Origin of the sequence: Aminobacter anthyllidis, assembly GCF_018555685.1 — a bacterium.
GTDB lineage: Bacteria > Pseudomonadota > Alphaproteobacteria > Rhizobiales > Rhizobiaceae > Aminobacter > Aminobacter anthyllidis.
On record NZ_JAFLWW010000002.1, the window covers coordinates 539,609 to 552,364 of the forward strand.

Consider the following 12,756-nt stretch of genomic DNA (forward strand, 5'->3'; position numbering starts at 1 on the left):
AGCTGCCCGCTGTCACCTTCCCGAACGCGATCGGCAAAAATCCATCCGCCTGTCGGGCCGCGGCCTGCGCAATCGTCCTTGGGATGACGATTTCCATGAACCGGATGCCGCGCTGGAGCGACCCACGCTCAGACAGACACCTATTGGCTCCACGAAGATGAAAACCGCCTCCGCCCTGCTCCAGATCCTCAGCCTCAGCGCCCTGCTCGCCATGCATGTGGCGGCACCGGCCGAATTCAGGATGCCGGGCGTACGCAAGGCGCTGCAGACGATCAACGGCGAAACGCTACAACCCCGCCTGCCGGAAGGGTTGGAACTCGCTGCCGCATGATTGCCGCTTCGCGGCGACCTCCCCCATCGAGGGGTAGGTAAATAGCTCAAGCTGCCAAGCCACCAGCTTCCGTCAGCAGAAACGCCTCGCCGCAGGCCTTGGACAGGTTGCGGACGCGCAGGATGTAGCTCTGGCGTTCGGTGACGGAGATCACGCCGCGTGCATCGAGCAGATTGAAGACGTGGCTCGCCTTGATGCACTGGTCGTAGGCCGGGAACACCATCTTGTGCTGGGTAAGATTGCCACCCTCGGCCGGCGCGCCGGCGTCGAGCAGCGCCTTGCACTCGGCTTCGGCATCCTCGAAATGCTTCAGCAGCATAGCCGTGTTGGCGTGCTCGAAATTGTGCCGCGAATATTCCTGCTCGGCCTGCAGGAAGACATCGCCATAGGTGACCTTGTCGTCGCCTTCGAGGCCGTTGAAGTTGAGGTCGTAGACGTTGTCGACGCCCTGCACATACATCGCCAGGCGTTCGAGACCGTAGGTCAGCTCGCCGGCAACAGGCGCGCATTCGATGCCGCAGACCTGCTGGAAATAGGTGAACTGCGACACTTCCATGCCGTCGCACCAGCACTCCCAGCCAAGGCCCCATGCGCCCAGCGTCGGGCTCTCCCAATCGTCCTCGACGAAGCGGATGTCATGGACCAGCGGATCGATGCCGATCGCCTTGAGCGAGCCGAGATAGAGCTCCTGGAGATTCGACGGGTTCGGCTTCAGGATCACCTGATACTGGTAATAATGCTGCAGCCGGTTCGGGTTTTCGCCGTAGCGGCCATCCTTGGGGCGACGCGAAGGCTGCACATAGGCAGCGTTCCAGCGCTTGGGGCCAAGGGCACGCAATGTCGTTGCCGGGTGAAAGGTACCCGCACCCACTTCCATGTCGTAGGGCTGCAGGATGACGCAACCATGCGCGGCCCAGTAATTGTGCAGCGTCAGGATCAGCCCCTGGAATGAGCGGCTGGGGTGCATGTGGGCGGGCATCTGGTCGGTCACGGGCGAAGCTCGATCATTGGCGCGCCCCGCAAGAAAACGGGGCCAGAGAAGGCCCCGTCCTATTCCGCCCGATTGTTAGGGTCAAGCTGCGGTGCAAAGACGACCGCCGCGCAACAAGCTCACTTGCCCGGCAGCTGAAGTTCCTGGCCCGGCGCCAGCCGCGCGGGATCGCCACGCAGCTGCGGATTGAGATCGAGGATCTCGCGGTAGCGGTCGCCATTGCCGAGCACGTCATTGGCGATCGACCAAAGCGACTGTCCACGCTGCACCTTGTAGGCGGCGGGGATCACCTCAGCGGCGGGTTCCACCGCCGGCGTCTCCAGTTCACTCTTCTTCTGGCTGTCCGGCGCGGGAGCCGCCGGCTGGACCGAGATCGGCTTGGCAGGCGCTTCGAGCGCGGTCGGCTTTTCCGGCAGTTCCGGCAGGCCCTTGGCGAGCTTCTGCTCGACATCGGCCAGGATCTTCGGCTCCGGCTTCATGTCGCGCGCATGGCTCCACTGGAAGGTCGCCTCGAGCTTGCGCCCGACACGCCAGTAGGCGTCGCCGAGATGGTCGTTCAGCACCGCATCATCCGGCTTCAGCGACACCGCGCGCTCAAGCTCGCGGACCGCATCGTCGAACTTGCCAAGGCGATAGTAGGCCCAGCCGAGCGAATCGATGATGTAGCCGTCGCTCGGGCGCAGGTCGGCAGCCTGCTTGATCATCCCGAGGCCTTCCTCGAGATTCATGTCCATGTCGACCCAGGAGTAGCCGAGATAGTTCAGCACCTGAGGCTGGTTGGGGAACAGCTTCAGCGCCTCGCGGAAGTTCGGCTCGGCCTTGGGCCATTCCTTCAGCCGCTCATAGGCGATGCCGCGCTGGTAAAAGACGTTCCAGTTGGCGTTGGTTGGCGTCTTCAGCACGCCGACAGCCTTGTCGTAGATATCGGCAGCGGCACGGTAATTGTCGGTCGCGGCATAGACCCCGCCGAGCGCGAGATAACCACGCATGTCGTCTGGATTGGCGTCGACAAGCGCCTTGAGATGCTTGATCGCCTCGTCGTGGCGCTTGAGGTCGGCAAGGTTGAGGCCGAGCTGCAGTTCCGACAGGCGCTTGAGCGGCGAGGCAGCAGGCACGCGGCGGTAAAGCTCGATCGCCTCTTCGCCGTTCTGCTGCTGCTCGGCAATCGCGGCAAGCTGCACCAGAAGCTCGTCGCTCTCCGGCTTCAGCGCCAGGGCATATTGCAGGTAGAGCCTGACGAACGGCTCGCCGCCGCCCCGGTTGAGCGCGGTCGACAGGTTGAGCAGGACTTCAGCCGCGCCGTCCTGCGGGTTGGCCACCAGCGGCGGAACCTTCTCGCCCTTGGTGATCTTGTCGCGTAGGGATGCGATCGGCAATTTGCCGGGAGCGAACTCGTCGGCCCGGTCGAGAATGGCCAGCGCCTCGGTCTTCTTGCCCGAACGTGCCAGGAAGCCGGCATAGGCTTCGGCTGCGCGCATCCAGGTCTCGGGTGCCGCGCTGCCGGCGCCGAGGTTATCGATGGTGGCGCGATAGATTTCGCCGGCCTTGTCCTTCAGGCCGGCGGTCTCGGCGATCATAGCGCTGTGATAGGTCTTGAACAGTTCGTACCATTCGGGTCCTTCGAGCTTGTCGAGGAACTGCAACCCATCATTGCCACGGCCTTCGCCCTGTTGGGCCCAGGCAGTCATGACGCCGGTGATCAGGCGGTCGAGGTCGGACTCAAGAGCAAGCTTGAGCCATTTCTCCGCGCCTTCATAATCCTTCTTGCGGAAGGTATCGACGGCCAGCGCCAGCCGCGAGAAGCGCTCGACGTCGGGAACCGTCTTCAGCATCTGGGCATACGGCAGCGACTCGTCGAAACGGCCTTGCGCGATGAGCGCCAGCATCAGGCTCTGCTGCAGGGCTGCGTCTTCGGGATCGAAGGCCAAGGCGCGCTTGTAGTAGGCGATGGCGCTATCCAGGTCATCGTCGGCTTCGGCGGTGCGTGCCGCCAGATAGGCGCCGGAAAACGAACTGATCTCGACCGGTTCGGTGATCTGTTTGGCATATCCGGGCTGGGTCAGGGCGGTGAAGCCCGCCAGAGCCGCCAGGCCCATCAGCCAGATCGCGCGTCGCTGCCGCATGAAAATCCTTCCTACCAAGGTCGTACGGTCATCATGACACCGTGTGCCGGGTCGCAACCGCTTGTCGATGCCAAGCATGGCCTTTTTGGGGTCGCGCTTCAATCCGCACCGGCTTCACAATCCGACAACCGGCTCACGGAATTCACAAGACAGGCCCGGCCGCGTGGCGAATTCAGCCCTCAAACGACGCGGCTGATGCAGAAATCGATGACGTCGAGCAGTGCCGCCTTCTGTGGCGTCTGTTCGAGCGGTGCCAGTGCGTCGCGGGCGATCTCGCCGAAATGGCTGGCACGGCCGATCGTGTCGGCGATGGCGCCATGGCGCACCATCAGGCCGACGGCCTTTTCGAGTGCCGCATCATCCGTCGCGCCGTCCTCGATCGCGCTCTTCCAGAAGGCGCGTTCGGCTGACGTGCCACGACGATAGCTCAGGATCACCGGCAGGGTGACCTTGCCCTCGCGGAAGTCGTCGCCGACATTCTTGCCGAGGTCCTTGCTCGAGCCGCCATAGTCGAGCGCATCGTCGATGAGCTGGAAGGCAAGGCCGAGATTCATGCCGTAGGAGCGCAGGGCGGCCTTGTCGTTCTTCGAGGCACCTGCAATGACCGGGCCGACTTCGGCAGCAGCCGAAAAAAGTGCCGCCGTCTTTGCCTTGATGACGGCGAAATGCTCGTCCTCGGTGGTTTCGAGGTTCTTGGCGGCGGCAAGCTGCATCACCTCGCCCTCGGCGATGATCGAGGCAGCCGACGATAGGATGTCGAGCGCTTCCAGCGAACCGACCTCGACCATCATGCGGAACGCCTGGCCAAGCAGGAAATCGCCGACGAGCACGCTCGCCTGGTTGCCCCAGATGGTGCGCGCCGTCTTCTTGCCACGGCGCAGGTCGCTTTCGTCGACGACATCGTCATGCAGCAACGTTGCCGTGTGCATGAACTCGACCGACGTGGCGAGCCTGACGTGATGTTCGCCGGAGTAGCCGAACATCTGGGCGGCAGCCAAAGTCAGCATCGGCCGCAGGCGCTTGCCGCCGGAAGAGATGAGGTGGTTGGCGACCTCCGGGATCATCTCGACATCGGAGCCGGCCTTCGACAGGATCAGCTCGTTGACCCTTGCCATGTCGGCTGCGGTCAGGTCGATCATGTCCTTGATCGACGCGGCGTCCCGCTTTCCCTTCTCGATGTTGAGAACGACACCCAAGGCCAACACTCCCAAATTACACAGGCGCGTGGTCGCGCGCGTAGCTCTTAGGCGATTCTAAGGCGCCATGCACCGTGCCCGCAAGTGGCGAATTGGCGCGGTGCAACACGTGGCGTTTACTTCGCGGCGCCAAACTGCGAATTTCCCCGGATGATCGAACTCATCCGCACCAATGACGCCGTCATCATCTCCTTCGTGGAATCGCTGCTGCGCGACTCCGGCATCGGCTGCTTCATCGCCGACCAGAACATGAGCGTGCTCGACGGTTCGATCGGCATCCTGCCGCGCCGCATCATGATCGACGAGGACGACGCCGACGAAGCGCGGCAGTTGCTGACCGATGCCGGCATCGAGCACGAAATCCGCCAGAAGTGACAGACGAGCCCACATCAGCCGCAGATACGGAGCTACCACCGCATACGGTCGATGCGTTCCATCGCGGCGAGTTCTGGCTGGTCCAGCCCAGGGACACAGGTCACCGTGCCGGCATGGACGCGCTGATGCTCGCCGCCGCCGTGCCGGGCTCGTTTGCCGGCCGGCTCGCCGATTTCGGCGCCGGTGCCGGTGCCGCGGGCCTTGCCGTCGCTGCGCGCTGCAGGCAGGCCAAGGTGCAACTGGTCGAGCTCACCACGGAGATGGCCCGCTTCGCCGAGGCCACGCTTGCCCATCCCGGCAATACATCGCTGCGTGATCGCGCCGCCGTGCTCGTCGCCGATGTCGGCCTTTCGGGCAAGGCGCGCACCGAGGCCGGCCTCACAGACGCCTCGCTCGACTTCGTCATCATGAACCCGCCCTTCAATCCGGCGCATCACCGGCCGACACCGGACGCGCTGAAGCGGCAGGCGCATGTCATGGAGGACGGGCTGTTCGAAAGCTGGCTCAGGAGTGCCGCTGCCGTGGTCAAGCCGCGTGGTGGCCTGGCCATCATCGCCCGGCCGGAGCAGCTCGCCGCGATCCTCTCGGCGCTCGACGGCCGCTTCGGCAAGGCCGAGATCGTGCCGGTGCACCCGCGCGCCGGCGCCGCCGCGATCCGCGTCATCGTGCGGGCCGTACGCGCCTCGCGGGCACCGTTGACGCTCTGCCCGCCGCTGGTGCTGCGCGATGCCGGCGACAGCTTCTCGCAACGCGCAGACGACATAAGCAACGGCCGCGCATCGCTTTTCGGCGATTGAACAACGCTTGAGCATTGCGGTTGTCGCAGGAATGCATACATCCCGCATGACCAGAGACCGGAGAGACCAAGTGAAGAACCCGTTCCGCCGCTTGCTGCCGAAATCCATGCGTGGTGGCGAAGTCGTCATCCCCGTCATCAGGCTGCAAGGCGCGATCATGTCGGGCGGCGGCCAGTTTCGGCCGACCCTTTCGCTGGCAACCACCGCCGGGGTGATCGAAAAGGCGTTCTCGATCTCCAGCGCGCCGGTCGTTGCCATCTCGATCAATTCGCCTGGCGGCTCGCCAGTGCAGTCGCGGCTGATCTACAAGCGCATTCGCGACCTTGCCGCCGAGAAGAACAAGAAGGTGCTGGTCTTCGTCGAGGACGTCGCTGCCTCCGGCGGCTACATGATCGCGATCGCCGGCGACGAGATCATCGCCGACCCGTCCTCGATCGTCGGTTCGATCGGCGTGGTGTCGGCATCGTTCGGCTTCACCGACCTGATCAAGAAGATCGGCGTCGAGCGCCGCGTCTACACCGCCGGCGAAAACAAGGCGACGCTCGACCCGTTCCAGCCGGAGAAGCCGGAAGACATCGAGCGGCTGAAGAAGCTGCAGCTCGAAGTGCACGAGACCTTCATCGACATGGTCAAGGAGCGCCGCCGCGGCAAGCTCAAGGACGACCCCGACCTGTTCACCGGCCTGTTCTGGTCGGGCAAGAAGGGCCTCGAACTCGGGCTCATCGATTCACTCGGCGACATGCGCACCGTGCTCAAGGACCGCTACGGCGCGAAGGCCGAACTCAAGCTGATCACGGCACCTCGCGGCCTGTTCGGCCGCCGCCTCGGCCTCGGTTCGTCGGCGCTGGGCTTCACGCCCGAGATCGTCGGCGCAGCCGCCTCGGGCCTGGTGGATGCGGCGGAAGAACGCGCATTGTGGAGCCGGTTCGGCCTTTGAAAAAGCCGAAACGGCGGATTATCATCGGGGATAGCCTCGGCTGGCCGGAAACGGCACCGAAGGGAGGAGAATGAAATGCCGCAGCTCATCTTTTTCGCGCTTGTCGGCGTGGTCGGCTATATCGGCTACCGCTCCTTCATCAAGGAAGCCGAGCGGGTGACGGCCAAGGTGCGCCGCAACGAAAAGCAGCGCCAGACCGGTGCCAATGGAACGCTGGTCAAGGACCCGGAGACCGGCGAATACCGGCTTGAGAAAGACTGACATCCAGCCCGTGACCTTCAACAGCGTTCCGCTCGCCGAACTCGCCCCGGCCAAGATCAACCTGGCGCTGCACGTCACCGGGCGTCGCGCCGACGGCTATCACCTGCTTGAAAGCCTCGTCGTCTTCGCCGAGCTCGGCGACCGCATCACCGTTGCGGCGGCGGCGCAGGACAGCTTCGTCGTCGACGGTCCGTTCGCCGGAGACGTGCCGCGCGACGGCGCCAATCTGGTGCTCAAGGCCCGCGACGCGCTGCGCGCCGCCTTCCCCGAAAACGCGGTCCAGCCTGTTGCGATCGCGCTCGAAAAGAACCTGCCGATCGCCTCGGGCATCGGCGGCGGCTCGAGCGATGCCGCGGCCACGCTGCGGGCCCTGGCGCGCCTGTGGCGCATCGCTTGCGACAAGACGGCGCTGGCAAGACTGGCCCTGCCGCTCGGCGCCGACCTGCCGATGTGCCTGGCCGGCCACCCGCTCATTGCCCGCGGCATCGGCGAGGAGCTCGATCCGGTCAGGCATTTCCCTGCCTTGCCGATGGTGCTGGTCAACCCTGGCGTTGCCGTCGAGACGCCAAGGGTATTCCGGGCACTGGCCTCGCGTGACAATCCCGTGCTTGCGCCGCTCGACAGCGCGGACACCGTGCTCGACTGGCTGGCGACGAGCCGCAACGACCTCGAGCCTGCGGCGATGTCGCTTGAGCCGTCGATCGCCGCCGTGCAGGCCGCCCTTCGCCGCTCGGGTGCATCCTTTGCCCGCATGTCCGGTTCGGGCGCCACCTGCTTCGGCATCTTCGGCAGCGCTGCTGCGGCTGCGCGCGCTGCCGCGGCAATCTCGGCCGAGCACCCCGGCTGGTTCAGTGCCGCCACCATGACGCGGACCTAGGAGCCCAAGACAATGGCAAGCGAGCCCCGCCCCTTCGTCCCTGTCCGCATCGCGGTGCTCACCGTCTCCGACAGCCGCACGCTGGCCGACGACAAGTCCGGCCAGACGCTGGCCGACCGCATCACCGAAGCCGGCCACGTACTGAAGGCGCGCGACATCGTCACCGACGACAAGGACAATATCCGCGACCGCGTCACCGCCTGGTCGCTCGACGCCGAAATCGACGTGATCATCACCACCGGCGGCACCGGCTTCACCGGCCGCGACGTCACGCCGGATGCGCTGGAGCCGATCTTCGAAAAGCGCATGGACGGCTTCTCGGCGGTGTTCCACCGCATCTCCTATGACAAGATCGGCACGTCGACGATCCAGTCGCGCGCCACCGGCGGCGTGCTCAACGCCACCTTCGTCTTCGTGCTGCCGGGCTCGCCCGGTGCCTGCCGCGACGCCTGGGACGGCATCCTCAAGGCGCAGCTCGACTACCGCCACATGCCGTGCAATTTCGTGGAGATCATGCCTCGCCTCGACGAGCATCTGAGGCGCGGCGGGCCGAAGCCAGTCTAGCTTTATCGCTGCGCGACGACGATTTCGGCGTCGAGCGTCTTCATGGCGAGCCCGCGCGCAATGCCTTCGGCGTTCGCACCGTTGCGGCCCAGAACCGCTGCCTGCTTCCTGGTGATGACCAGCCCCTGCTCCAGCGCGCGCGGCCTTGATGTCACGCGCTCCCAGAACGGCCGGTTGCTCGCCCGCGAACGGGTGAAGCGCGCCGCCATCGCCAGCCGGCTCATGTGACGCACCGCATCCTCGGTCCAGCCCTCGGCCAGCCGCGCTCCCGGTTCGAGCAGCAGCAGCCAGTCGCTCTTCGCCTGCGCGATGCCCGCCTGGATGCCACCCTTGGCGAGATAGGCGCAGCCGGCATGTTCGGCGACATAGTGGGTCTGGTCGGCCGAACCGAGGTCGCAGACGATCACCTCGCGCACCACGCCCTCGACGGCGCCGCCGACCAGCGAGGCCAGCGTGCGCGCCAGCCCCTCCTCGTCGTCCCTGGTCTCGATCAGAACGCTCAGCATATCTAGCCGCATATCGGAAAGCCGGCCGAAGCGCCAGCCTCGCCGCCGGAACAACAAAGTTCTTGCTTTGTTCTCATTTCCAAAATAGGAATAGTTTCATGCCGAACGAATCGACGGGCGGCCTTTTTCCCTTCGGGAGATAGCGAAATGGAACCCATCGCACGGGCCGATATTGCCGCTTTCAAGGGTGGCGGGGCCGGAATGGCCAACGCCATGATCGAGGAAAGCGGCCTGCGCATCAATCATGAGCGCCGGCGCGGCCGTGGCGCCGGCGTCAACCCGTCAGGGCGCTACGAGCCGGTCAGCCGCCACGTCTTCGACGACGGCTGGAGCACCATAGAGGAGCTGCCGCCGTTCAAGACCGAGGTTCAGGTCGAAAAGCCGCGCACCATCATCACCCGCAACGAGTCGCCCGACATTTCCTTCGACCGTTCGATCAATCCCTATCGCGGCTGCGAGCATGGCTGCGTCTACTGTTTCGCCCGCCCCACCCACAGCTATATGGGCCTGTCGGCCGGGCTCGACTTCGAATCCAAGCTGTTCGCCAAGCCCGACGCCGCCCGCCTGCTCGACCGCGAGTTGTCTAAGGATGGCTACCAGCCGCGCACGATCGCCATCGGCACCAACACCGACCCCTACCAGCCGATCGAAAAGCACTGGCGCATCATGCGCGAGGTGCTTGAGGTGCTCGAAGCACGCAATCATCCCGTCGGCATCGTCACCAAGTCGGCGATGGTCACGCGCGACATCGATATCCTCAGCCGCATGGCCGAGAAGGGCCTGGCCAAGGTGGCGCTGTCGGTGACGACGCTCGACCGCATGCTGGCGCGGACGATGGAGCCACGGGCAGCTACGCCCACCAAGCGCCTCGAGGCGATCAGGCAGCTCTCCGATGCCGGCATTCCTGTCTCGGTGATGGTGGCGCCGATCATCCCCGGCCTCACTGACCAGGAGATCGAGCGCATCCTCGACTCGGCGAAGGCCGCAGGTGCAACCAGCGCCGGCTACGTCATCCTGCGCCTGCCGCTGGAGGTCAGCCCGATCTTCAAGGACTGGCTGCTGCGCCATTATCCCGACAGCTACCGCCACGTGCTGTCGCTGATCCGCTCGATGCGCGACGGCAAGGACTACGATTCGGAGTGGGGCAAGCGCATGAAGGGCAAGGGTCCCTATGCCTGGCAGATCGGCCGTCGCTTCGAGATCGCAGCCCAGCGCCTCGGCCTCAATTCGGTGCGCACGCCGCTCAGGACCGACCTGTTCGAAGCCGGCCCCAAGGACCAGTTGCAGCTGACGCTGCTTTGAACATTTTGGGCGGACAACCTTGTCCGCCCGTTGCAAGAGATCCCGTCCGGCCTCTCCCCGTGGCCAGCTGACGGTGCCTTCCCGAACCGCCGCCCTAATCGGTCGGGAAGGACTTGCGGAGAATCGGGGCCGATGCGAGCATCGCCGCACTATGGCTCGCCCGCGTTCCGATTCTCCGCCCCTCTTCGAATTCATCGACAAGCCCGACTTCGCCTTCGAAACGAAGGCGATATCAGGTGGCTTGTGGCCCTGCGCGGGGCTCGACGAAGCCGGGCGCGGGCCGCTCGCCGGCCCGGTCGTCGCTGCCGCCGTCGTGCTGGACCCCGGCAACATTCCCGCGGGTCTCGACGATTCCAAGCGACTCACCGCCGCCCAGCGCGAGGCGCTGTTCGATGAGGTGCTGTCCAAGGCTCTGGGCGTTGCCGTAGCATCCGTCTCGGCCGACAGCATCGATCGCAGCGATATCCGCAAGGCGAGCCTGGAAGCGATGCGCCGCGCGCTGGCGGGCCTGCCGATGACCGCCAAATCGGCCCTTGCCGACGGCCGCGACGTGCCGCCTGGTCTTAGCTGCACCTGCCGCGCCCTGGTCAAGGGCGACCAGCGCTCGCAGTCCATCGCCGCCGCCTCGATCGTTGCCAAGGTGACGCGCGACCGCATGATGTCGGCCTGCGGCTCGAACGACAATCGCTACGGCTTCGAAGTCCATATGGGCTATGCGACCGCCCGCCACCGGGCGGCGATCGTCGAGCATGGCGCATCGCTTCGCCTGCACCGCATTTCCTTCGCACCGTTCCGGGACTAGCCGCGACAGAAACGGCGGGGCTAACTCTGCAGCGTCGCCTGCTTTTCGAACCGGTGCTGAAGTTCGTCGAAGTCCGGTACGAACCAGATCGACTTGCCCTTGTTCGTTTCGCGCACGAAATCGCGAAGCGCACCGCTGCCGTCAAGCGCCTGCGTGACGTCGCCGACGATGGCGCAGCCGAGGCCATAATTCACGAACTTCTGAAACACCTCGCCGGCGACGCCGGTGCTCAACTTGAGAAAATCCGGACCGAGCCTCTCCACAGGGATGGCGAGAAAATCCGCTTCGTTCGACCATGCCTCGCTGATGAAGTCATTGGCGTCGGCAGGCGTGCGTAGCACCGAACCACTCTGGCTGAAGCTGAGCACGCGGGATTTACCGATTTCGACGATCTGGGTCATATGAGCCTGCTAGCAGCGGCTGCAGCAAGGTGCAAGCCGTGCCGGAGCGGCTCCTGCCAGACGAAAGACAATCGACGTTGGCCGTCCTGAAAACAAAAAAGCCGCCGGAAGTTCCAGCGGCTTTTTCAGATCTGCTTGGCTGCCCGACTTAGTTGAGCTTGGCCTTCAGTTCCTGGACCGAGCCCTTGAACAGGTCGGCGTTGGTCTTGGCGTCAGCCTGGCCAGCGAAGATCTGGCGAGCCGCTTCGACCGCGAGGTCGACGGCGTTGGCGCGAACTTCGTTGACTGCGTCGCGTTCCGCCTGGCCGATCTTCAGCTCGGCAAGAGCAGTCCGGCGAGCAACGTACTCTTCGGTCTTCTTGTGAGCTTCTTCGGCGAGAAGTCCAGCTTCACGCTTGGCCACCTCGACAATGTCGGCGGCTTCCTTCTCCGCTTCCTTACGCTTGCGCTGATACTCGGCGAGCAGCTGCTGGGCTTCTTCACGAAGCTTGCGTGCGTCTTCGAGTTCGGCGCGGATGCGTTCGGCGCGTTCGTCAAGCGACTTCGAGAGCATGCCCGGCACCTTCAGGTACAGGACGACGCCTACGAAAATGACGAGAGCGATTGTGGCCCAGAATGTTGCGTCCATGGCCCCTCTCCTACTTGCCTGCTGCCTTGACGGCGGCGGCGATGTCAGCCTTGTCGACCTTGCCGGTACCCAGTGCCTGGACGATCGCCGCAGCGGTGTCCTCGGCGATGGTTCCCACTTCCTTCATGGCGTTGGCCTTGATGGTAGCGATGCGGGCTTCTGCCGCGGTGAGCTTCTGGTCGAGTCCGGCTTCGACTTCCTTGCGCTTGGCTGCGGCTTCCGCCTTGGCCTCGTCGCTTGCTTTCTGGCCGATGGCGTTTGCCCTGGCTTTCGCCTCGGCAAGCTCCTGCTCGTATGCGGCAACCGCCGCATCCGCCTCGGACTTCATCCGGGCAGCCTGGTCGAGGTCCCCGGCGATACGATCGCGGCGCACCTCAAGGATGCCGCCGACACGCGGCAGCACGACGTTTTTCAGGAAGAGATAAAACAGGCCGAAAGTGATCGCGAGCCACAACAGCTGCGACGGATAGTTCGACGTATCGAAAGGTGGAAACAGGCCACCACCGCCATGCTCCGCACCCGTTTCCGTGTGCGCAGTCGTAGCGTCGGTAGTGTGAGCTTCCCCGGCCGCAGGTGCGACTTCCTCGGCGTAACCCGGCGTGACAAACATCTCTATCCCCTGTCATCCCACCGGCCGCGACACGCGGCCGGTCAATTCGCTTGCG

At 64.7% G+C, this 12,756-nt stretch carries 16 protein-coding genes; 9 read left to right on the plus strand and 7 right to left on the minus strand.

Annotated features, from left to right (window positions below; translation table 11 throughout):
* The first annotated feature begins 157 nt into the window (after positions 1-157).
* Entirely contained in the window at positions 158-331 is a 174-nt protein-coding gene (locus J1C56_RS07715; RefSeq protein WP_214387599.1) for a hypothetical protein, read from the plus strand.
* Positions 332-377: 46 nt separating this feature from the next.
* Here the strand turns inward: J1C56_RS07715 and J1C56_RS07720 are convergent, their stop codons facing one another.
* The 3 genes from J1C56_RS07720 to J1C56_RS07730 form a co-directional block, all read right to left on the minus strand.
* Positions 378-1,322: a glycine--tRNA ligase subunit alpha gene (locus J1C56_RS07720; RefSeq protein WP_214387601.1), complete on the minus strand. Its 945-nt coding sequence runs from the start codon at positions 1,320-1,322 to the stop codon at positions 378-380.
* Positions 1,323-1,441: 119 nt separating this feature from the next.
* The gene (locus J1C56_RS07725) at positions 1,442-3,445 is read right to left on the minus strand and encodes a tetratricopeptide repeat protein (RefSeq protein WP_214387603.1); all 2,004 of its coding nucleotides are present in this window, start codon (positions 3,443-3,445) and stop codon (positions 1,442-1,444) included.
* Between the two features lie 179 nt (positions 3,446-3,624).
* Positions 3,625-4,641: a polyprenyl synthetase family protein gene (locus J1C56_RS07730; RefSeq protein ID WP_214387605.1), complete on the minus strand. Its 1,017-nt coding sequence runs from the start codon at positions 4,639-4,641 to the stop codon at positions 3,625-3,627.
* 150 nt (positions 4,642-4,791) lie between these two features.
* Here J1C56_RS07730 and J1C56_RS07735 point away from each other — a divergent pair, with 150 nt between their 5' ends.
* The 6 genes from J1C56_RS07735 to moaB all read left to right on the plus strand — a co-directional run bounded on the left by J1C56_RS07735 (position 4,792) and on the right by moaB (position 8,452).
* Positions 4,792-5,016, plus strand: coding sequence for a putative signal transducing protein (locus J1C56_RS07735; protein WP_214387606.1), 225 nt, complete (start codon positions 4,792-4,794; stop codon positions 5,014-5,016).
* Positions 5,013-5,813: a tRNA1(Val) (adenine(37)-N6)-methyltransferase gene (locus J1C56_RS07740; RefSeq protein ID WP_214387607.1), complete on the plus strand. Its 801-nt coding sequence runs from the start codon at positions 5,013-5,015 to the stop codon at positions 5,811-5,813. The genes J1C56_RS07735 and J1C56_RS07740 overlap by 4 nt, the downstream gene beginning before the upstream one ends.
* A gap of 46 nt (positions 5,814-5,859) precedes the next feature.
* Positions 5,860-6,750 (plus strand): S49 family peptidase, encoded by an 891-nt coding sequence (locus tag J1C56_RS07745; RefSeq protein ID WP_214387609.1) that lies wholly within the window; start codon positions 5,860-5,862, stop codon positions 6,748-6,750.
* 75 nt (positions 6,751-6,825) lie between these two features.
* Entirely contained in the window at positions 6,826-7,011 is a 186-nt protein-coding gene (locus tag J1C56_RS07750; RefSeq protein WP_115733139.1) for a hypothetical protein, read from the plus strand.
* Positions 6,998-7,888: a 4-(cytidine 5'-diphospho)-2-C-methyl-D-erythritol kinase gene (locus tag J1C56_RS07755; protein ID WP_246591210.1), complete on the plus strand. Its 891-nt coding sequence runs from the start codon at positions 6,998-7,000 to the stop codon at positions 7,886-7,888. The genes J1C56_RS07750 and J1C56_RS07755 overlap by 14 nt, the downstream gene beginning before the upstream one ends.
* Before the next feature lie 12 nt (positions 7,889-7,900).
* The gene (gene moaB, locus J1C56_RS07760) at positions 7,901-8,452 is read left to right on the plus strand and encodes a molybdenum cofactor biosynthesis protein B (protein WP_214387613.1); all 552 of its coding nucleotides are present in this window, start codon (positions 7,901-7,903) and stop codon (positions 8,450-8,452) included.
* Between the two features lie 2 nt (positions 8,453-8,454).
* Here moaB and J1C56_RS07765 read toward each other — a convergent pair whose 3' ends face one another.
* Positions 8,455-8,958, minus strand: coding sequence for a glycosyltransferase family protein (locus J1C56_RS07765; RefSeq protein ID WP_214387615.1), 504 nt, complete (start codon positions 8,956-8,958; stop codon positions 8,455-8,457).
* Positions 8,959-9,105: 147 nt separating this feature from the next.
* On the opposite strand from J1C56_RS07765, the gene J1C56_RS07770 reads away from it, so the two are divergent.
* Together J1C56_RS07770 and J1C56_RS07775 are read left to right on the plus strand one after the other, a co-directional pair.
* Positions 9,106-10,260, plus strand: coding sequence for a PA0069 family radical SAM protein (locus J1C56_RS07770; protein ID WP_067964664.1), 1,155 nt, complete (start codon positions 9,106-9,108; stop codon positions 10,258-10,260).
* A 151-nt stretch (positions 10,261-10,411) separates the two neighbouring features.
* On the plus strand, positions 10,412-11,062 hold the full coding sequence (locus J1C56_RS07775; RefSeq protein WP_214387617.1) for a ribonuclease HII: 651 nt from the start codon (positions 10,412-10,414) through the stop codon (positions 11,060-11,062).
* A 20-nt stretch (positions 11,063-11,082) separates the two neighbouring features.
* Here J1C56_RS07775 and J1C56_RS07780 read toward each other — a convergent pair whose 3' ends face one another.
* The 3 genes from J1C56_RS07780 to J1C56_RS07790 all read right to left on the minus strand — a co-directional run bounded on the left by J1C56_RS07780 (position 11,083) and on the right by J1C56_RS07790 (position 12,701).
* The gene (locus tag J1C56_RS07780) at positions 11,083-11,463 is read right to left on the minus strand and encodes a DUF4180 domain-containing protein (protein ID WP_214387619.1); all 381 of its coding nucleotides are present in this window, start codon (positions 11,461-11,463) and stop codon (positions 11,083-11,085) included.
* A gap of 148 nt (positions 11,464-11,611) precedes the next feature.
* A complete protein-coding gene (locus J1C56_RS07785; protein WP_214387621.1) occupies positions 11,612-12,091 on the minus strand; it encodes a F0F1 ATP synthase subunit B in 480 nt (159 codons plus the stop codon).
* A 10-nt stretch (positions 12,092-12,101) separates the two neighbouring features.
* Positions 12,102-12,701 (minus strand): F0F1 ATP synthase subunit B, encoded by a 600-nt coding sequence (locus J1C56_RS07790; protein WP_214387623.1) that lies wholly within the window; start codon positions 12,699-12,701, stop codon positions 12,102-12,104.
* Positions 12,702-12,756: the final 55 nt, after the last annotated feature.

Excerpts from the sequence above, each read along its gene's own strand:
- J1C56_RS07715 (WP_214387599.1), top strand. The coding sequence starts at position 158 with ATGAAAACCGCCTCCGCCCTGCTCCAGATCCTCAGCCTCAGCGCCCTG.
- J1C56_RS07725 (WP_214387603.1), bottom strand. The coding sequence starts at position 3,445 with ATGCGGCAGCGACGCGCGATCTGGCTGATGGGCCTGGCGGCTCTGGCG.
- J1C56_RS07735 (WP_214387606.1), top strand. The coding sequence starts at position 4,792 with ATGATCGAACTCATCCGCACCAATGACGCCGTCATCATCTCCTTCGTG.
- J1C56_RS07745 (WP_214387609.1), top strand. The coding sequence starts at position 5,860 with ATGACCAGAGACCGGAGAGACCAAGTGAAGAACCCGTTCCGCCGCTTG.
- J1C56_RS07750 (WP_115733139.1), top strand. The coding sequence starts at position 6,826 with ATGCCGCAGCTCATCTTTTTCGCGCTTGTCGGCGTGGTCGGCTATATC.
- moaB (WP_214387613.1), top strand. The coding sequence starts at position 7,901 with ATGGCAAGCGAGCCCCGCCCCTTCGTCCCTGTCCGCATCGCGGTGCTC.
- J1C56_RS07765 (WP_214387615.1), bottom strand. The coding sequence starts at position 8,958 with ATGCTGAGCGTTCTGATCGAGACCAGGGACGACGAGGAGGGGCTGGCG.
- J1C56_RS07770 (WP_067964664.1), top strand. The coding sequence starts at position 9,106 with ATGGAACCCATCGCACGGGCCGATATTGCCGCTTTCAAGGGTGGCGGG.
- J1C56_RS07775 (WP_214387617.1), top strand. The coding sequence starts at position 10,412 with ATGGCTCGCCCGCGTTCCGATTCTCCGCCCCTCTTCGAATTCATCGAC.
- J1C56_RS07780 (WP_214387619.1), bottom strand. The coding sequence starts at position 11,463 with ATGACCCAGATCGTCGAAATCGGTAAATCCCGCGTGCTCAGCTTCAGC.
- J1C56_RS07785 (WP_214387621.1), bottom strand. The coding sequence starts at position 12,091 with ATGGACGCAACATTCTGGGCCACAATCGCTCTCGTCATTTTCGTAGGC.
- J1C56_RS07790 (WP_214387623.1), bottom strand. The coding sequence starts at position 12,701 with ATGTTTGTCACGCCGGGTTACGCCGAGGAAGTCGCACCTGCGGCCGGG.